This is a genomic window from Shewanella sp. 1311 (genome assembly GCF_059338235.1).
The window spans coordinates 2,374,409-2,393,317 of record NZ_CM181686.1; the positions used below are offsets into that span (position 1 = coordinate 2,374,409).

Below are 18,909 nucleotides of genomic sequence, written 5' to 3' on the forward strand. Positions count from 1 at the left end.
CTCCTTACAGTACTTCTGGTGCCAGCGAGACAATTTTCATAAATTGCTCATTACGCAATTCACGTGTCACTGGTCCAAAGATACGAGTACCAATCGGCTGCAGGTTGTTGTTCAAAAGAACAGCTGCATTCCGATCGAAGCGAATGACAGAACCGTCTGGACGACGTACGCCTTTCTTAGTACGGACTACCACCGCGTTATACACATCGCCTTTCTTCGCTTTAGCGCGAGGAATCGCTTCTTTAACAGAAACTTTGATGATGTCGCCGATACCGGCATAACGACGATGAGAGCCACCCAAGACCTTAATACACTGAACTCTGCGTGCGCCGCTGTTACAAGCAACGTCAAGAGTCGATTGCATTTGGATCATTTTAAGTGCTCCGCTATCGTTACTACACAATTCCCACTATGGGACAATAAAAACACTCATTTTTGCTATTAATTTAGTCAAAAATGGCGCGCAAATATAACACCATAAAAGTGGAATGTATAGTATTAAAAAACAAACGGCCCCACATTCTGGAGCCGTTTACCTAAATACCTAATTAACTTAGGCCTTTGATACTACTTCAACCAGGGTCCAAGACTTAGTCTTAGACAAAGGACGACATTCGCGAATCGCTACTAAATCGCCTTCATTGCACTGATTAGTTTCGTCATGTGCATGGATCTTCGTCGTACGCTTAATGTATTTCCCATAAATTGGGTGTTTCACTTGGCGTTCGATAGCAACAGTAATGGACTTGTCCATTTTGTTGCTAGTTACACGACCCTGCAAAGTACGGATTTTATCAGACATTATGCACCCGCCTTAGAAGTAATAATGGTCTTAACGCGCGCAATGTTACGGCGCACCAATTTCAGTTGATTAGTCTGAGTCAACTGACCAGTGGCGTGTTGCATACGCAGGTTAAACTGCTCACGCAGCAGACCAAGTAGTTCAGCGTTCAGTTCTTCAACGCTTTTTTCTCTCAGTTCGCTCGCTTTCATTACATCACCGTCTTAGTTACGAAGGTAGTCTTAATTGGAAGCTTGGCAGCAGCCAAAGCAAACGCTTCACGAGCGATCACTTCAGAAACACCATTCATCTCATAAAGAACCTTACCAGGTTGAATCTGACATACCCAGTATTCAACGTTACCTTTACCTTTACCCATACGCACTTCAAGAGGCTTAGAGGTAATCGGCTTGTCCGGGAAAACTCGAATCCAAATTTGTCCCTGACGCTTAATGTGACGTGTCATGGCACGACGTGCAGATTCGATCTGACGGGCAGTTAAACGGCCACGGCCGACTGCTTTCAGACCAAAAGTACCAAAGCTAACTTCGGTACCGTTCGCCAGACCGCGGTTGCGGCCTTTGAACATCTTGCGAAACTTCATACGTTTAGGTTGCAGCATTGCCGGCTCTCCTATTTACCACGAGGCTTGCGCTTAGGTTGCTGCTGCTTCGGTTCTTCAATCTGTGGCAGCATTCCATCTAGAACTTCACCTTTGAAGATCCAAACTTTAACGCCAATCACACCGTATTGGGTGTGACTTTCAGATGTAGAATAGTCGATATCAGCACGCAAAGTATGTAAAGGTACACGACCCTCACGATACCACTCGTCACGCGCAATCTCAGCTCCGCCTAAACGGCCACTAACTTGTACTTTGATACCTTGAGCACCAATACGCATTGCGTTTTGAACTGCGCGCTTCATAGCACGACGGAACATTACGCGACGCTCTAATTGCTGTGCAATTGAATCAGCAACTAATTTGGCATCTAGCTCAGGTTTACGGATCTCAGCGATGTTAATTTGAGCAGGAGTGCCAGCAAGTTTTGACACTGCAGCACGCAATACTTCAACGTCTTCACCTTTCTTACCGATCACAACACCTGGGCGGGCAGTGTGAATGGTAACGCGGATGCTTTTCGCTGGACGCTCGATAACAATCTTAGATACTGAAGCAGCTTGTAATTTCTCTACAAGAAACTTACGCACTTCCCAGTCGCTGTTCAGGTTACTTGCGTAATCTGATTTATCTGCGTACCAGGTAGAGATCCAAGGCTTGGTGATACCCAGACGGATACCATTAGGATGTACTTTCTGTCCCATTGCTCTCTCCTAGCGATCTGATACAACCACAGTAATGTGGCTGGTACGCTTCATGATACGATCAGCGCGGCCTTTAGCACGTGGCATGATACGCTTCATAGTCGGGCCTTCATCTACGAAGACGGCTCCTACTTTAAGCTCATCAATATCCGCGCCTTCGTTGTGTTCGGCGTTTGCGATAGCTGAGTCAAGTACTTTTTTAACCAGTACGGCGGCTTTCTTGGGGCTGAAAGTCAAAATTTCGAGTGCCTTAGCAACAGGCAAACCACGAATTTGATCAGCAACCAGACGGGCCTTCTGCGCAGACGTACGGGCAAAACGATGTTTAGCTAAAACTTCCATCTTATTCCTCCCGTATTAACGCTTCTTCGCTTTCTTATCAGCGGCATGGCCACGATAAGTGCGAGTTGGTGAAAATTCACCAAGTTTGTGGCCGATCATTTCGTCAGTTACGAACACAGGAACGTGCTGACGACCATTATGGACAGCGATGGTCAAACCAATCATATTTGGAATGATCATAGAGCGACGTGACCAAGTCTTAATAGGCTTTTTGTCACCGGCTTCCATCGCTTTCTCTACCTTCTTCAGCAAGTGCAGGTCAATGAAGGGACCTTTCTTGAGAGAACGTGGCATGGCGAATCCTCTTACTATTTATTACGACGACGTACGATGTACTTGTCAGTGCGCTTGTTACTACGAGTCTTATAACCCTTAGTTGGCACACCCCATGGAGTCACTGGGTGACGACCACCAGAAGTACGGCCTTCACCACCACCGTGTGGATGGTCTACTGGGTTCATTGCAACACCACGTACTGTAGGGCGGATGCCTCTCCAGCGTTTAGCACCTGCTTTACCTAACTGGCGTAGCATGTGTTCGGCATTACCAACTTCACCAAATGTCGCGCGGCAATCAACTGGCACTTTACGCATTTCGCCAGAGCGAAGACGTAGAGTGGCATATGCGCCATCACGAGCAACAACTTGTACATAAGCACCTGCAGAACGAGCGATCTGAGCACCTTTACCAGGCTTCATTTCAACTGCGTGAACTACAGAACCTACTGGGATGTTGCGCAGTGGCATAGCGTTACCGGTTTTGATCTCGGCAGCAACACCAGACTGGATCTTATCGCCAGCTTGCATGCCTTTGGCAGCAAGAATATAACGACGTTCACCATCCGCATACAGTACTAACGCGATGTTAGCTGTACGGTTTGGATCGTATTCCAGACGCTCAATCTTTGCAGGGATACCATCTTTATCGCGTTTGAAGTCGATTAGACGATAATGCTGCTTATGACCACCACCTACGTGACGGACAGTGATACGGCCAGTATTGTTACGGCCACCACTTTTAGATTTTTTCGCCAACAGGCCAGCAAAGGGTTTACCCTTATGCAGGTCAGTGTTCACCACTTTAACAACGTGGCGACGACCTGGAGAGGTTGGCTTACACTTAATAACTGCCATGATAATTCTCCTTTGCTTACTCAGCGCCGCCGACGAAATCGATGTCAGCACCAGCAGCTAGAGTTACATAGGCTTTTTTCCAATCGCTACGACGACCAGTACGGCCACCAGTGCGTTTAGTTTTGCCTTTGCTTACTAAAGTGCGAACTGAATCAACTTCAACTTCAAATAGCTTAGCAACAGCAGCTTTAATTTCAGCTTTAGTTGCATCGATAGCTACGCGGAAAACAACAGTGTTGTGCTTCTCAGCGTTCACAGTGCTCTTTTCAGAGATGTGTGGAGCGAGAATAACTTTTAGCAAACGTTCTTCGCGGATCATCATGCTAGCATCTCCTCGATTTGCTTCACTGCGTCAGCAGTCACAAGCACAGTGTTGAACGCGATCAGACTAACTGGGTCAAGACCCGCTACGTCACGAACGTCAACTTTGTACAGGTTACGAGCTGCTAAGAATAAGTTCTCATCAACTTCTGCAGTCACAATCAGAACGTCTTCAAGGTTCATTGCTTTCAATTTAGCTTTCAGCTCTTTAGTTTTAGGAGCTTCAACACCGAAAGATTCAACAACAACCAGACGCTCTTGACGTACCAATTCAGACAGAATGCTTTTCAGCGCGCCGCGGTACATCTTTTTGTTAACTTTTTGGCTATGATCTTGGGTTTTAGCAGCGAATGTTACGCCACCGCCACGCCAGATTGGGCCTTTAACAGAACCAGCACGAGCACGGCCAGTTCCTTTTTGGCGCCAAGGCTTTTTGCCTGAGCCAGTTACTTCCGCACGAGTCTTTTGAGCACGAGTGCCCTGACGCGCGTTTGCAGCGTATGCTACAACTACCTGATGAACCAGTGCCTCGTTAAAGTCACGGCCGAAGGTAGTTTCGGAAACTTCAAGAGCGCTTTGCGCGTCTTTCAATACCAATTCCATTACTATCTCCTCAGACCTTAAGCTTTAACGGCAGGCTTGATAATCAAGTCGCCATTGGTAGCGCCAGGAACAGCGCCACGGACTAGTAGCAGGTTACGCTCAACATCTACACGAACTACAACTAGATTTTGAGTAGTAACACGCTCGGCACCCATATGGCCTGACATTTTTTTGCCTTTGAATACGCGACCAGGCGTTTGGTTCTGACCGATAGAACCATTCGAGCGGTGCGACAAAGAGTTACCGTGAGTCATATCTTGAGTACGGAAGTTCCAACGCTTAACGCCGCCTTGGAAGCCTTTACCTTTTGATTGACCAGTAACATCTACTTTCGCTACGTCTGCGAAAATATCAACATTTAGCTCAGCACCAACTTCAATGCCCTCGCCTTCACCGTCTACCAAACGCATTTCCCACAAACCACGACCGGCTTCAACGCCGCTCTTGGCAAAGTGACCTGCTTCTGGTTTAGTGATGCGATTGGCTTTTTTGGTGCCAGTTGTAACTTGAAGTGCACGGTAGCCGTCAGTTTCTAAAGTTTTCACTTGAGTAACACGGTTGCCTGCAACTTCAATTACAGTAACTGGTATTGAAACACCATCTTCAGTGAAGATGCGAGTCATACCAACTTTACGACCAATAAGACCGATAGCCATCTCTCAAACCTCTTCTTACTAGGATCTCAATTAACCCAAGCTAATCTGTACGTCGACACCAGCCGCAAGATCTAAACGCATTAACGCGTCTACAGTCTTTTCAGTTGGCTCTACGATGTCAACCAGGCGCTTGTGTGTACGTAATTCGTACTGGTCACGAGCATCTTTATTAACGTGCGGAGAGATCAAAATGGTATAACGCTCTTTACGCGTAGGTAGTGGAATTGGACCACGTACTTGAGCGCCTGTACGCTTAGCAGTTTCAACGATTTCCGCTGTAGATTGATCAATTAAGCGATGATCAAATCCCTTTAAGCGGATACGGATTCTTTGGTTCTGCATTGACCAGAGCTCCTAAAATGGACATATAAAAAATCACCCTCTAGCTTCTTCTATATAGAAAAGCAGAGCGAGATGATTTAACCGTTCGACTCCCAATCGGAGCCGCTATGATAATGATTAACTTAAGCGACTAATCATTTAATTCGTCAACCTAGGTCGACGAGGGGGCCATTATACCTATCTAAATCCGGATATCAAGCCCGCTGTGTAAATAGTCATCAAATAACTATTTAACTTCAGAGTGGCGAGCATTTTACACAAATTTGTGGATAAAACCAGCCCCTAAAACAAAAAAGGAAGCCGAAGCTTCCTTTTCAAACTAATCTCTATCGCTATTAAGCAATGATTTTAGCTACTACACCAGCACCTACTGTACGACCACCTTCACGGATTGCGAAGCGTAAACCTTCGTCCATCGCGATTGGGCAAATCAGAGTAACTACCATTTTGATGTTGTCGCCAGGCATTACCATCTCTACGCCTTCTGGCAGTTCGATAGTACCAGTCACGTCTGTTGTACGGAAGTAGAACTGTGGACGGTAGCCTTTGAAGAATGGAGTGTGACGTCCGCCTTCTTCTTTTGACAGAACATAAACTTCTGATTCAAAAGTGGTGTGTGGGTTGATTGAACCTGGTTTAGCCAATACTTGACCACGTTCTACGTCATCACGCTTAGTACCACGTAATAACACACCACAGTTCTCACCTGCACGACCTTCGTCAAGCAGCTTACGGAACATTTCTACGCCAGTACACGTTGTTTTAGTCGTAGTGCGAACACCAACGATTTCAACTTCGTCACCAACTTTAACAATACCACGCTCAACACGGCCAGTTACTACAGTACCACGGCCAGAGATTGAGAATACGTCTTCGATTGGCAGTAGGAACGGCTTATCGATGTCACGTTGTGGTTCTGGAATGTAAGAATCCAGTGCATTAGCCAGTTCAATAATCTTAGCTTCCCACTCTGGTTGGCCTTCTAGTGCCTTCAGAGCTGAACCTTGGATTACTGGTAAGTCATCACCTGGGAAATCGTATTCTGACAGAAGTTCACGAACTTCCATTTCTACCAATTCCAGTAATTCTTCGTCATCTACCATGTCACATTTGTTCATGAACACGATGATGTACGGTACGCCAACCTGACGAGAAAGCAGGATGTGCTCACGAGTCTGTGGCATTGGACCGTCTGTTGAAGCTACTACTAAAATCGCGCCGTCCATCTGTGCAGCACCAGTGATCATGTTTTTAACATAGTCAGCATGGCCTGGGCAGTCTACGTGTGCGTAGTGACGTGAAGGCGTGTCATATTCGATGTGAGAGGTATTGATTGTAATACCGCGCTCACGCTCTTCTGGAGCGTTATCAATTTGAGAGAAGTCTTTAGCTTCGCCACCGTAGGTCTTAGCCAGTACGTGAGAGATAGCTGCAGTCAGTGTGGTTTTACCATGGTCAACGTGACCAATGGTGCCCACGTTTACGTGAGGCTTAATACGTTCAAATTTAGCTTTTGCCACGATATATTCCTTTCTTTTCAGAATAGTCCAGTCAGTGCTGGACCATAATAACATTTATGTCGTAACTGGATATTAGCTACGAGATTCAATAATCGCTTTTGCAATGTTTTGCGGTGCATCAGAGTACTTCAAAAACTCCATAGAGTATGAAGCGCGACCCTGTGTAGCAGAGCGCAAATCAGTTGCATAACCAAACATTTCAGAAAGAGGCACTACAGCATGGACTATTTTGATGCCACCAAAGCCATCATCCATCCCTTCAATCAAGCCACGACGACGGTTTAAATCACCAACGACGTCACCCATATAATTTTCAGGGGTAGTTACTTCTACTTTCATGCAAGGTTCGAGCAACGCCGGATTCGCTTCAAGCGCACCCTTTTTGAAGCCCATAGAACCTGCAATTTTGAACGCCATCTCATTCGAGTCCACATCATGATATGAACCGTCGAACAGAGTGACCTTCACGTCCAACACAGGGAAGCCAGCGAGAACGCCATTCTTCATCTGTTCTTGGATACCTTTATCAACCGCAGGAATGAATTCACGAGGAATCACACCTCCCACAACTGCATTGACAAATTCGTAACCAGCGCCTTCTTCATTAGGCTCTAGTTTTAACCAAACGTGACCGAATTGTCCACGACCACCTGATTGGCGTACAAATTTACCTTCAGCTTCTACTGATGCTCGGATAGTTTCGCGGTAGGCCACTTGTGGCTTACCTACGTTACATTCAACACCGAATTCGCGACGCATACGGTCAACGATGATGTCTAAGTGTAACTCACCCATACCCGAAATCAGAGTTTGTGATGATTCTTCGTCAGTTTCAACTCGGAATGATGGATCTTCCGCTGCAAGCTTTTGCAACGCGATACCCATTTTGTCCTGGTCGGCTTTTGACTTAGGCTCAACGGCAATGGTAATTACTGGCTCTGGGAACTCCATACGTTCCAAGATCACTCTATGATCGTTATCACAAAGCGTATCACCCGTAGTCACTTCTTTTAGACCAATCGCCGCTGCGATATCACCAGCACGGACTTCTTTCAGTTCAGTACGATCGTTTGCATGCATTTGCACCATACGACCTACGCGTTCACGCTTCTGTTTCACAGAGTTGTAAACGCCCGAACCTGATTCGAGTACGCCTGAGTACACGCGAATAAAGGTCAAAGTTCCTACGAATGGATCTGTAGCAATCTTAAATGCCAATGCAGCAAAAGGCGCATTGTCATCTGATGGGCGCTCTACTTCTTGGTCGTTCTCATCGATGCCCTTAATTGGAGGCACATCAATTGGCGCTGGCAAGAATTCAATCACCGCATCAAGTACCGCTTGAACGCCTTTGTTCTTAAATGCAGAACCACAAGTCGCTAAAACGATTTCATTATTTATAGTACGCTGACGTAGCGCCTTTTTAATCTCGTCTTCTGAAAGCGTGCCTTCTTCAAGGTACTTATCCATCAGTTCATCCGAGGATTCGGCGGCTACTTCAACTAGATACTCATGCATTTCAGCCGCTTTAGCCGCTAACTCTGCAGGGATCTCCTCATAAGTGAAAGTCATACCCTGGTCTGATTCATTCCAGTTAATTGCTTTCATCTTGATTAAGTCGATCACGCCTTTGAAGTTTTCTTCTGCACCAATATTCAATTGAATAGGCACACAAGTGGCTCCAAGACGAGTTCTAATTTGCTTCACTACACGTTCAAAGTCTGCACCTGCACGGTCCATCTTGTTGATAAATACTAAGCGTGGAACGCGGTATTTATCAGCTTGACGCCACACTGTTTCTGACTGAGGTTCAACACCAGATGAACCACAGAAAACGACAACAGCGCCGTCGAGGACGCGCAGAGACCGTTCAACTTCAATAGTAAAGTCAACGTGACCAGGGGTATCGATGATATTGATGCGGTGTTCAGTGAATTGAGCATCCATACCACGCCAGAATGTGGTTACCGCAGCCGAGGTGATAGTGATACCACGCTCTTGCTCTTGAACCATCCAGTCTGTAGTAGCGGCGCCGTCATGCACCTCACCGATTTTATGAGACAAACCGGTATAGAACAGAACACGTTCTGTTGTGGTGGTTTTACCTGCGTCAACATGAGCACAAATACCGATATTACGATAACGCTCAATTGGGGTTGTACGAGCCACGATTATACCCTCTCCACCAAGACCTAAGCCTTGGCAATATCAACAACTATGGTGTGGGCCTAAGCCCACACCATCATATTACCAACGGTAATGAGCAAAGGCTTTGTTAGCTTCAGCCATGCGATGCACGTCTTCACGCTTCTTAACAGCAGTACCTTTGTTTTCAGACGCATCCAGCATTTCACCTGCCAGACGTAAAGCCATAGATTTTTCACCACGCTTACGAGCAGCTTCAACTAACCAGCGCATCGCCAGTGCGTTACGACGCACAGGACGAACTTCACATGGTACCTGGTACGTAGAACCACCAACGCGACGAGATTTAACTTCGACTGATGGGCGAACGTTGTCCAGGGCTGCTTCAAGGATAGTCAGATGTGATTCGCTTTTCTTTTCAGCGACAACATCTAGTGCCTTGTAGATAATTTTTTCTGCAGTCGACTTTTTGCCGTCTTGCATAATGACGTTGATGAACTTAGCCAGCAACTCACTGTGAAACTTTGGATCTGGTAGGATTTTACGTTGTCCTACAACGCGACGTCTTGGCATAACAATTCTCCGTATGCTTCAGGGATTTCCAAAACTGGAATTCTCAAAATAAAACTAGCTTGGCCTTACTTAACGGATAAGTTAAGACTTAGGACGCTTAGCACCGTATTTAGAACGGCTTTGGCGACGTGAAGTCACGCCTGCACAGTCTAATGCGCCACGAATAGTGTGATAACGCACACCTGGTAAGTCTTTAACACGACCACCACGGATTAAGATCACGCTATGTTCCTGCAGGTTGTGGCCTTCACCGCCGATGTACGAAGTCACTTCGAAACCGTTAGTTAGACGCACACGAGCTACTTTACGTAGTGCAGAGTTAGGTTTTTTAGGGGTAGTTGTGTACACACGTGTACAAACACCACGTTTTTGCGGGCACGCATTCAACGCAGGCACGTTAGTCTTGTCGACTTTTGGCGCGCGTGGCTTACGTACCAACTGGTTTACAGTTGCCATGTATAGCTCCGAGTCAGTTGAATCAAACTCAACGATAAGGTGTGAAAAATCTATATCCCACAATGGTGGGACGCGGAATTTTAGAAAGGTAATGCCTGACTGTCAAGAAATAGCCAACTTTTGCGGCATATTACAAGAAAAAAGGCGCCATAGGCGCCTTTTTATAACAAACTGATTACTTAATCTTGGCTACCAGCCAGGTTTAAGAGATCGGCCAAGTTCTGTTCGGCTTCACTTGCAGTGATCTTATTCACTACTACAGGTTCGTTTTTCTTCGCACGCGCTTCATTACGAGTCTTGTGATAAGCGTAACCAGTACCGGCTGGGATCAGTCGGCCAACGATAACGTTTTCTTTCAGACCACGTAATTGATCGCTCTTACCACCTACGGCGGCTTCGGTCAGTACGCGCGTAGTTTCTTGGAACGATGCTGCTGAGATAAAGGATTCTGTTGCCAGAGATGCTTTAGTAATACCCAGTAGCTCACGCTCAAACGTCGCAGGCACTTTACCTTGGGCGATCAGTTCGCGGTTAGCGATCTTCACGCGTGACACTTCAGCTTGTTCCCCTTCGAGGAAGTCAGTGTCACCGGCAGAGGTGATAAGACACTTACGCAGCATCTGACGGATGATCACTTCGATATGCTTATCGTTGATCTTCACGCCTTGCAGACGGTAAACGTCCTGTACTTCGTTCACAATGTAGTTTGCTACGTTGTGGATACCACGAAGACGCAGAATGTCGTGTGCCGCTTCTGGACCGTCAGCGATAACTTCACCACGTTCGACTTTTTCACCTTCGAACACGTTTAAGTTACGCCACTTAGGGATCATCTCTTCATAATGATCGCCGCCATCAGCAGGTGTAATCACCAAACGACGCTTACCTTTGGTCTCTTTACCAAACGAGATGGTACCAGAGATTTCCGCCAGAATAGCAGGCTCTTTTGGCTTACGCGCTTCGAACAAGTCAGCAACGCGTGGCAGACCACCGGTGATGTCGCGTGTTTTAGACGATTCCTGAGGAATACGAGCTAAAGCGTCACCCACGTTGATTTGCGCGTTATCTTCCAAGTTAACGATCGCACTACCTGGTAAGAAGTACTGTGCTGGTACTTCAGTACCAGGGATCATCAAGTCAGCACCATTAGCGCCAAGCAGACGGATCATTGGGCGCATTTCTTTACCCGCAGTACCACGCTGACCAACGTCAAGGATCACGATTGATGACAGACCCGTTAGTTCGTCTGTTTGACGTGTCATAGTGACACCGTCAATCATGTCAACGAACTTGATACTACCCGCCACTTCAGAAATGATTGGGTGAGTATGTGGATCCCAGTTAGCGATAACATCGCCCGCTTCAACAGCCGCTTCTTCTAGCTTCTCGAGCACAGTACCGTATGGCACTTTATAACGCTCTTTCTCACGACCCAGCTCGTCAATAACGGCCAGTTCAGAAGAACGAGAAACGATAACCAGTTTGCCGTCACTGTTAGTAACATGCTTAGCATTATGCAGTTTCAATGAACCCGAGTTTTTCACTTGGACATTGTTTTCTGCAGACGCTCTTGATGCCGCACCACCGATGTGGAACGTACGCATCGTTAACTGTGTACCTGGTTCACCGATAGATTGTGCTGCCACAACACCGATTGCTTCACCGTGGTTAATGATATGACCACGAGCCAAGTCACGACCGTAACAGGCTGCACACACACCGAAATCGGTATCACAAGAAATAACAGAACGTACAATCACTTCGTCGATTGAATATTCTTCTAACTTGTCACACCAGGCTTCGTCGAGTAGCGTGTTACGTGGTGCGAGTACGTCTTCAGTGCCTGGATAGAACACATCAAGCGCAACCACACGACCCAGTACGCGTTCACGTAACGGCTCAACCACATCACCACCTTCAATCAGCGGCTTCATGGTTAGACCTTCGTGAGTACCACAATCGTCTTCGATAACCACTAAATCTTGTGCAACGTCTACAAGACGACGAGTCAGGTAACCCGAGTTCGCTGTCTTCAATGCCGTATCGGCTAGACCTTTACGCGCACCGTGAGTAGAAATAAAGTACTGGAGTACGTTTAGACCTTCACGGAAGTTAGCGGTAATTGGCGTTTCGATGATTGAGCCGTCTGGCTTAGCCATCAGACCACGCATACCCGCCAACTGACGGATCTGTGCGGCACTACCACGAGCGCCTGAGTCAGCCATCATATAGATGCTGTTAAACGAGGCTTGTTTCTCTTCAACACCATCACGGTTAATCACTGTCTCAGTTGACAGGTTTTCCATCATAGCTTTAGAAACTTTTTCGTTGGCACTTGCCCAGATATCGATAACTTTGTTGTAACGCTCACCGGCTGTAACTAGACCAGATTGGAACTGCTCTTGAATTTCAAGAACTTCCGCTTCTGCATCAGCAACTAAGGTGTATTTCTCGTCTGGAATAACCATGTCATCGATACCTACAGAGGCACCAGAGATGGTTGCAAAACGGAAACCGGTATACATCAATTGGTCAGCGAAGATAACAGTATCTTTCAGACCCAGTTGACGATAACAAGTGTTCAACAGTTTAGAGATCTGCTTTTTGCCCATGTTCTGGTTAACCAGATCAAATGACAAACCTGCTGGCAGAATAAGTGACAGCAGAGCACGACCCACAGTCGTATCAACGATACGGCGTTGTTCAGTACGTTCACCAGTGTCACCAATAATGGTTTCAGTGATGCGTACTTTAACGCGGGCATGCAGTTCAGCAGCGCCAGTTGCGTAAGCTTTTTCAACTTCAGCAACAGACATAAATGCCATACCTTCACCACGGCCGTTAATACGCTCACGGCTGGTGTAGTACAGACCCAATACCACGTCTTGAGACGGTGTGATAACAGGCTCGCCGTTGGCTGGTGACAGGATGTTGTTGGTAGACATCATCAGGGCACGGGCTTCAAGCTGCGCTTCCAGTGTTAACGGTACGTGTACCGCCATTTGGTCACCGTCGAAGTCGGCGTTGTATGCCGCACAAACGAGTGGGTGTAACTGGATTGCTTTACCTTCAATCAGTACTGGTTCGAACGCTTGGATACCCAGTCTGTGCAGTGTTGGTGCACGGTTGAGCATCACTGGATGTTCGCGGATCACTTCATCCAGAACGTCCCATACTTCCGCCACTTCACGCTCAACCATCTTCTTAGCTGCTTTGATGGTAGTAGCTAAGCCACGACCTTCTAGCTTGCCATAGATGAATGGCTTGAACAGTTCCAGTGCCATCTTCTTAGGAAGACCACATTGGTGCAGACGTAGAGTAGGACCTACGGTAATGACCGAACGACCAGAATAGTCGACGCGCTTACCCAATAAGTTCTGACGGAAACGACCTTGCTTACCTTTGATCATATCGGCCAAAGATTTCAGAGGACGTTTGTTAGAACCGGTAATAGCACGACCACGACGACCGTTATCTAATAGCGCATCAACAGACTCTTGTAACATACGCTTTTCGTTGCGTACGATAATGTCTGGCGCAGCTAAATCTAACAGACGCTTCAAACGGTTGTTACGGTTGATCACGCGGCGATACAGGTCGTTAAGATCTGAAGTCGCGAAGCGGCCGCCATCGAGCGGTACCAGCGGACGTAAGTCAGGTGGTAACACAGGCAGTACTTTTAAGATCATCCACTCAGGCTTGTTGCCTGAGGTGTAGAATGCTTCCATCAACTTAAGACGTTTAGTCACTTTCTTGCGACGAGTCTCAGAGTTGATTGACGGCAATTCTTCACGCATTTGTTCGATTTCTTTCGCTAAATCGATAGCACGTAACAGTTCAAGCACTGCTTCGGCACCCATTTTAGCTTCGAACTCATCACCGTATTCTTCTAATGCATCCAGATAAGTTTCTTCTGTCAGCATTTGGCCACGTTCAAGGCTGGTCATGCCAGGTTCGATCACGACAAATGATTCAAAATACAGTACGCGTTCGATATCACGCAGCGTCATATCCAGCATTAAGCCAATACGTGACGGTAGTGATTTTAAGAACCAAATGTGCGCAACTGGGCTAGCCAGTTCGATGTGACCCATACGCTCACGACGTACTTTAGTTTGGGTTACTTCAACGCCACACTTTTCACAAATAACACCACGGTGCTTCAAACGTTTGTACTTACCGCACAAACATTCGTAATCTTTGACTGGGCCAAAGATACGCGCACAGAACAGACCTTCACGCTCAGGCTTGAAGGTACGGTAGTTGATGGTTTCTGGCTTCTTAACTTCACCAAAAGACCAAGAACGGATCAGATCAGGCGATGCCAGACCAATTTTGATGCCGTTAAATTCTTCAGTCTTGCTTTGCTGTTTCAGAAACTTTAATAAGTCTTTCACGTTTCTCTCCTGAAGGAGTTAAACCGGGTGCTCCGCTCGCACGGAGCACCATTCTGTTTGCCAAACGCGGCTAAAGGCCTGCGCTTATGCCTGATCCAACTCGATATTAATACCGAGTGAACGGATCTCCTTCAGTAACACGTTGAAGGACTCTGGCATGCCAGGTTGCATCTGATGGTTACCGTCGACGATGTTTTTATACATCTGAGTACGACCGTTAACGTCATCCGATTTAACAGTGAGCATTTCTTGAAGCGTATAAGCGGCACCGTATGCTTCTAGTGCCCACACTTCCATCTCACCGAAACGCTGACCACCGAACTGAGCTTTACCGCCCAGTGGTTGTTGAGTCACTAAGCTATACGAACCGGTAGAACGGGCGTGCATCTTGTCATCAACTAAGTGGTTCAGTTTGAGCATGTACATGTAACCAACAGTTACTTGACGCTCAAATTCGTTACCGGTACGACCATCAAACAACTTCAACTGACCAGAGGTTGGCAAACCTGCAAGTTCAAGCATCTGCTTGATCTCTTTCTCTTTAGCACCGTCGAATGCAGGAGTTGCAATCGGGATACCGCCTTTCAGGTTAGTCGCAAGACGTAATACTTCATCATCAGTGAATGAATCGATATCAACGCGCTGTTGCACTTCGTCACCTAATTCATAAACTTGTTTGATGTAGCCACGAACTTCAGCCAGCTCACGCTGTTCTTCAAGCATCGCAGTGATCTTGTTACCAATGCCTTTGGCAGCGGCGCCCATATGGACTTCAAGTACCTGACCAATGTTCATACGTGATGGAACACCTAGTGGGTTCAATACGATGTCTACTGGGTTACCTTGTTCGTCATATGGCATGTCTTCGATTGGGCAAATCTTAGAGATAACACCCTTGTTACCGTGACGACCCGCCATCTTGTCACCAGGTTGGATAGTACGCTTAACCGCTAAGTAAACCTTAACGATCTTGAGTACGCCTGGAGCCAAGTCATCACCTTGGGTGATCTTGCGACGTTTGATTTCAAACTTCTTATCGAAGTCAGCTTTCAGCTCTTCATGCTGTTCAGCTAATTGCTCAAGTTCAGTTTGTTTAGTTTCATCGTCAATGACTTGAATCAAAACATCTTTACGTGGCAAGGCAGCAATTTGCGCGTCAGTGAAACCAGCACCGATTAACAAGTTACGCGCACGGCTCAATACACCTTCTTCAAGGATCTTGAACTCTTCGCCTAAGTCTTTACGAGCTTGGGCAATGTGCATCTCTTCGATTTCAACTGCACGCTTGTCTTTCTCAACGCCGTCACGGGTAAATACCTGAACGTCGATGATAGTACCCTTAACAGAGTTAGGTACACGCAGTGAACTGTCTTTAACGTCAGACGCTTTCTCACCGAAGATAGCTCGCAATAACTTCTCTTCTGGCGTTAGCTGTGTTTCGCCTTTTGGCGTCACTTTACCAACCAGAATATCGCCGCCCTTCACTTCTGCACCAATGTAAACGATACCTGACTCGTCGAGTTTCGACAGAGCAGACTCACCTACGTTTGGAATATCAGCCGTGATTTCTTCACTACCCAACTTAGTATCACGAGCAATACAAGACAGCTCCTGAATGTGGATAGTAGTGAAGCGGTCTTCTTGCGCTACGCGCTCAGAAATTAAGATCGAATCTTCGAAGTTATAACCGTTCCAAGGCATGAACGCGATACGCATGTTCTGGCCAAGGGCTAAGTCACCTAAGTCAGTAGACGGACCGTCTGCTAACACGTCACCGCGAACCACTGGCTCACCAACTGAACAACAAGGACGTTGGTTGATACAAGTGTTTTGGTTAGAACGGGTGTACTTAGTCAGGTTATAAATGTCGATACCGGCTTCGCCTGGGCGTAGCTCATCTTCATTTACCTTAACAACGATACGGCTCGCATCAACGTAGTCTACAAAACCACCACGCTTAGCAACAACCACAACACCTGAGTCAACAGCGAGAGTACGTTCAATACCAGTACCTACTAACGGCTTTTCAGAGCGCAGTGTTGGTACGGCTTGACGTTGCATGTTCGCACCCATCAATGCACGGTTAGCATCATCGTGTTCTAAGAACGGGATGAGTGACGCAGCAACAGAAATGATCTGTTGTGGCGAAACGTCCATATACTGGATGTCAGCAGCGCGCATAAAGGTAGATTCACCTTTATGACGACAAGCAATTTGCTCTTCTGCCATACGACCGTTCGCATCAATTTCAATGTTCGCCTGTGCAATCACATAACGACCTTCTTCGATTGCTGACAAGTATTCCACTTCGTCAGTAATCACGCCGTCGATAACCTTGCGGTATGGCGTTTCAAGGAAGCCGTATGAGTTAGTACGGGCAAAGCTTGCTAATGAGTTGATTAGACCAATGTTTGGACCTTCAGGGGTCTCAATTGGACATAAACGACCATAATGCGTTGGATGTACGTCGCGGACTTCGAAGCCTGCACGTTCACGAGTCAAACCACCGGGGCCAAGAGCAGAAATACGACGCTTATGCGTTACTTCTGACAGCGGGTTGTTTTGGTCCATGAATTGTGACAGCTGAGAAGAACCGAAGAACTCTTTCACTGCAGCAGAAATTGGCTTAGCGTTGATCAAGTCTTGTGGCATCAGCTCGTTCAGATCGCCTAAAGATAGACGTTCACGCACGGCGCGCTCAACACGGACTAAACCTACACGGAATTGGTTTTCAGCCATTTCACCGACGCTACGAATACGACGGTTACCTAAGTGATCGATATCATCGACTTCGTCGAAACCGTTACGGATATGAATGATGTTCTTCATTACCGCGACGATGTCTTCTTTAGACAATACACCGCTACCTTCGTCATCAGGAATGCTGAGACGACGGTTGAACTTCATACGACCTACTTTAGACAGGTCATAACGCTCTTCACTGAAGAACAAGTTCTGGAATAGTGCTTCGGCAGCATCTTTGGTTGGTGGCTCGCCAGGACGCATCATACGATAGATCTCAACCAGCGCTTCTAAGCGGTTAGTGGTTGAATCGATACGCAGCGTATCTGAAATATAAGCACCATGATCTAGCTCGTTGATATACAACGTGCTGAGTTCTTTAATACCGGCCAATGATAATTTAGCCAGATCTTCTAGGCTAATTTCACTGTTGGCAGAGACTAAAACTTCACCCGTGTCCGGATCGATATAATCTTGAGCAGCATATTTGCCCACGATATATTCAACTGGCACTTCGAGCTCAGTGGTATTGGTTTTTTCTAATTGGCGAATGTGGCGCGCAGTGATACGACGACCAGCTTCAACCAATACAGAACCTTCAGCATCCTTGATGTCATAGCTGGCAGTTTCGCCACGCAGACGCTCAGGAACCAAAGCCATAACCAGAGTATCTTTCTTAATCTTGAACTCAACGCGTTCAAAGAACAGATCGAGGATCTCTTGAGTAGAATATTCTAATGCACGTAACATGATGGTCGCAGGCAATTTGCGGCGACGGTCAATACGCACAAATAGTGCATCTTTAGGATCGAATTCAAAGTCAAGCCATGAACCACGGTAAGGAATAATACGTGCGTTATACAGCACCTTACCTGATGAGTGGGTTTTACCACGGTCATGATCAAAGAACACGCCTGGAGAACGATGTAATTGAGATACGATTACACGCTCAGTACCGTTGATAACAAAAGTACCGTTATCCGTCATCAATGGGATATCACCCATGTAGACTTCTTGTTCTTTAATATCTTTTACTGTGCCCGCCGCTGCTTCACGGTCATACAACACCATGCGTAATTTAACGCGTAGTGGAGCTGAGTACGTAACACCACGGATCTGACACTCTTTCACATCAAAAACAGGCTCGCCAAGCTTATAGCTGACGTATTGCAGTTCTGAATTACCAGAAAAGCTCTTGATGGGAAAAACGCTACGGAAGGCGGCTTCTAATCCGCGCTCACCGGTAGGATCTTGATCGGTGAACTTCTTAAAAGAGTCTAGCTGGATAGACAATAAATAAGGGATATCCAAAACTTTTGGACGCTTACCAAAGTCTTTGCGAATACGCTTCTTTTCAGAATAGGAGTAAACCATGGGTTTCCTCTGCTTACGAGATGTGACCAAGACTGAATAAATAACTTAAGTTATTAAAATTCAGCACGTTTGCCCATCACCGTTGATGGCAAGAACCTAACCAGTAATCTCTGCTAGGGACTGCAAAATTTGGCGACAAACGGTGAAAAAAAATCGCCAGCGCATATAGCGCAAAAAAGGCCGACGGTTAAAAAACCG

At 46.6% G+C, this 18,909-nt stretch carries 18 protein-coding genes; all 18 read right to left on the bottom strand.

The annotated features are described in order from the left end of the window. Positions 1–4 precede the first annotated feature (4 nt). Entirely contained in the window at positions 5–373 is a 369-nt protein-coding gene (rplN, locus tag AC5YB3_RS10705) for a 50S ribosomal protein L14 (protein ID WP_006083590.1), read from the bottom strand. Between the two features lie 180 nt (positions 374–553). Beyond that, on the bottom strand, positions 554–802 hold the full coding sequence (gene rpsQ, locus AC5YB3_RS10710; protein ID WP_006083591.1) for a 30S ribosomal protein S17: 249 nt from the start codon (positions 800–802) through the stop codon (positions 554–556). Continuing rightward, a complete protein-coding gene (rpmC, locus tag AC5YB3_RS10715; RefSeq protein ID WP_006083592.1) occupies positions 802–993 on the bottom strand; it encodes a 50S ribosomal protein L29 in 192 nt (63 codons plus the stop codon). The genes rpsQ and rpmC overlap by 1 nt, the downstream gene beginning before the upstream one ends. Beyond that, a complete protein-coding gene (gene rplP / locus AC5YB3_RS10720; protein WP_006083593.1) occupies positions 993–1,403 on the bottom strand; it encodes a 50S ribosomal protein L16 in 411 nt (136 codons plus the stop codon). The genes rpmC and rplP overlap by 1 nt, the downstream gene beginning before the upstream one ends. Positions 1,404–1,414: 11 nt before the next feature. Then, positions 1,415–2,107: a 30S ribosomal protein S3 gene (gene rpsC, locus AC5YB3_RS10725; protein WP_006083594.1), complete on the bottom strand. Its 693-nt coding sequence runs from the start codon at positions 2,105–2,107 to the stop codon at positions 1,415–1,417. Positions 2,108–2,116: 9 nt separating this feature from the next. Then, on the bottom strand, positions 2,117–2,449 hold the full coding sequence (gene rplV, locus AC5YB3_RS10730; protein ID WP_006083595.1) for a 50S ribosomal protein L22: 333 nt from the start codon (positions 2,447–2,449) through the stop codon (positions 2,117–2,119). 15 nt (positions 2,450–2,464) lie between these two features. After that, the gene (gene rpsS, locus AC5YB3_RS10735; protein ID WP_006083596.1) at positions 2,465–2,743 is read right to left on the bottom strand and encodes a 30S ribosomal protein S19; all 279 of its coding nucleotides are present in this window, start codon (positions 2,741–2,743) and stop codon (positions 2,465–2,467) included. 14 nt (positions 2,744–2,757) lie between these two features. Next, on the bottom strand, positions 2,758–3,582 hold the full coding sequence (gene rplB, locus AC5YB3_RS10740; protein WP_006083597.1) for a 50S ribosomal protein L2: 825 nt from the start codon (positions 3,580–3,582) through the stop codon (positions 2,758–2,760). Positions 3,583–3,598: 16 nt separating this feature from the next. After that, a complete protein-coding gene (rplW, locus tag AC5YB3_RS10745) occupies positions 3,599–3,901 on the bottom strand; it encodes a 50S ribosomal protein L23 (protein WP_025008843.1) in 303 nt (100 codons plus the stop codon). After that, positions 3,901–4,506: a 50S ribosomal protein L4 gene (gene rplD / locus AC5YB3_RS10750; protein WP_006083599.1), complete on the bottom strand. Its 606-nt coding sequence runs from the start codon at positions 4,504–4,506 to the stop codon at positions 3,901–3,903. The genes rplW and rplD overlap by 1 nt, the downstream gene beginning before the upstream one ends. 17 nt (positions 4,507–4,523) lie before the next feature. Further along, positions 4,524–5,162 (bottom strand): 50S ribosomal protein L3, encoded by a 639-nt coding sequence (gene rplC / locus AC5YB3_RS10755; protein ID WP_006083600.1) that lies wholly within the window; start codon positions 5,160–5,162, stop codon positions 4,524–4,526. A gap of 30 nt (positions 5,163–5,192) precedes the next feature. Continuing rightward, positions 5,193–5,504, bottom strand: a complete 312-nt coding sequence (gene rpsJ / locus AC5YB3_RS10760) for a 30S ribosomal protein S10 (protein ID WP_006083601.1) — start codon at positions 5,502–5,504, stop codon at positions 5,193–5,195. Between the two features lie 335 nt (positions 5,505–5,839). Further along, complete coding sequence (gene tuf / locus AC5YB3_RS10765) at positions 5,840–7,024, bottom strand: elongation factor Tu (RefSeq protein WP_006083602.1); 1,185 nt, start codon at positions 7,022–7,024, stop codon at positions 5,840–5,842. Between the two features lie 72 nt (positions 7,025–7,096). After that, positions 7,097–9,193 carry an elongation factor G gene (gene fusA, locus AC5YB3_RS10770; RefSeq protein ID WP_006083603.1) on the bottom strand — a complete coding sequence of 699 codons (2,097 nt, stop codon included), beginning with the start codon at positions 9,191–9,193 and terminating at the stop codon, positions 7,097–7,099. A 78-nt stretch (positions 9,194–9,271) separates the two neighbouring features. Further along, on the bottom strand, positions 9,272–9,742 hold the full coding sequence (rpsG, locus tag AC5YB3_RS10775; RefSeq protein ID WP_006083604.1) for a 30S ribosomal protein S7: 471 nt from the start codon (positions 9,740–9,742) through the stop codon (positions 9,272–9,274). Positions 9,743–9,823: 81 nt separating this feature from the next. After that, complete coding sequence (rpsL, locus tag AC5YB3_RS10780; RefSeq protein ID WP_006083605.1) at positions 9,824–10,198, bottom strand: 30S ribosomal protein S12; 375 nt, start codon at positions 10,196–10,198, stop codon at positions 9,824–9,826. Positions 10,199–10,377: 179 nt separating this feature from the next. Beyond that, positions 10,378–14,595, bottom strand: a complete 4,218-nt coding sequence (gene rpoC / locus AC5YB3_RS10785) for a DNA-directed RNA polymerase subunit beta' (protein WP_006083606.1) — start codon at positions 14,593–14,595, stop codon at positions 10,378–10,380. 84 nt (positions 14,596–14,679) lie between these two features. Continuing rightward, a complete protein-coding gene (gene rpoB, locus AC5YB3_RS10790) occupies positions 14,680–18,711 on the bottom strand; it encodes a DNA-directed RNA polymerase subunit beta (RefSeq protein ID WP_006083607.1) in 4,032 nt (1,343 codons plus the stop codon). Positions 18,712–18,909: the final 198 nt, after the last annotated feature.

Excerpts from the sequence above, each read along its gene's own strand:
- rplN (WP_006083590.1), bottom strand. The coding sequence starts at position 373 with ATGATCCAAATGCAATCGACTCTTGACGTTGCTTGTAACAGCGGCGCA.
- rpsQ (WP_006083591.1), bottom strand. The coding sequence starts at position 802 with ATGTCTGATAAAATCCGTACTTTGCAGGGTCGTGTAACTAGCAACAAA.
- rpmC (WP_006083592.1), bottom strand. The coding sequence starts at position 993 with ATGAAAGCGAGCGAACTGAGAGAAAAAAGCGTTGAAGAACTGAACGCT.
- rplP (WP_006083593.1), bottom strand. The coding sequence starts at position 1,403 with ATGCTGCAACCTAAACGTATGAAGTTTCGCAAGATGTTCAAAGGCCGC.
- rpsC (WP_006083594.1), bottom strand. The coding sequence starts at position 2,107 with ATGGGACAGAAAGTACATCCTAATGGTATCCGTCTGGGTATCACCAAG.
- rplV (WP_006083595.1), bottom strand. The coding sequence starts at position 2,449 with ATGGAAGTTTTAGCTAAACATCGTTTTGCCCGTACGTCTGCGCAGAAG.
- rpsS (WP_006083596.1), bottom strand. The coding sequence starts at position 2,743 with ATGCCACGTTCTCTCAAGAAAGGTCCCTTCATTGACCTGCACTTGCTG.
- rplB (WP_006083597.1), bottom strand. The coding sequence starts at position 3,582 with ATGGCAGTTATTAAGTGTAAGCCAACCTCTCCAGGTCGTCGCCACGTT.
- rplW (WP_025008843.1), bottom strand. The coding sequence starts at position 3,901 with ATGATCCGCGAAGAACGTTTGCTAAAAGTTATTCTCGCTCCACACATC.
- rplD (WP_006083599.1), bottom strand. The coding sequence starts at position 4,506 with ATGGAATTGGTATTGAAAGACGCGCAAAGCGCTCTTGAAGTTTCCGAA.
- rplC (WP_006083600.1), bottom strand. The coding sequence starts at position 5,162 with ATGGCTATCGGTCTTATTGGTCGTAAAGTTGGTATGACTCGCATCTTC.
- rpsJ (WP_006083601.1), bottom strand. The coding sequence starts at position 5,504 with ATGCAGAACCAAAGAATCCGTATCCGCTTAAAGGGATTTGATCATCGC.
- rpsG (WP_006083604.1), bottom strand. The coding sequence starts at position 9,742 with ATGCCAAGACGTCGCGTTGTAGGACAACGTAAAATCCTACCAGATCCA.
- rpsL (WP_006083605.1), bottom strand. The coding sequence starts at position 10,198 with ATGGCAACTGTAAACCAGTTGGTACGTAAGCCACGCGCGCCAAAAGTC.
- rpoB (WP_006083607.1), bottom strand. The coding sequence starts at position 18,711 with ATGGTTTACTCCTATTCTGAAAAGAAGCGTATTCGCAAAGACTTTGGT.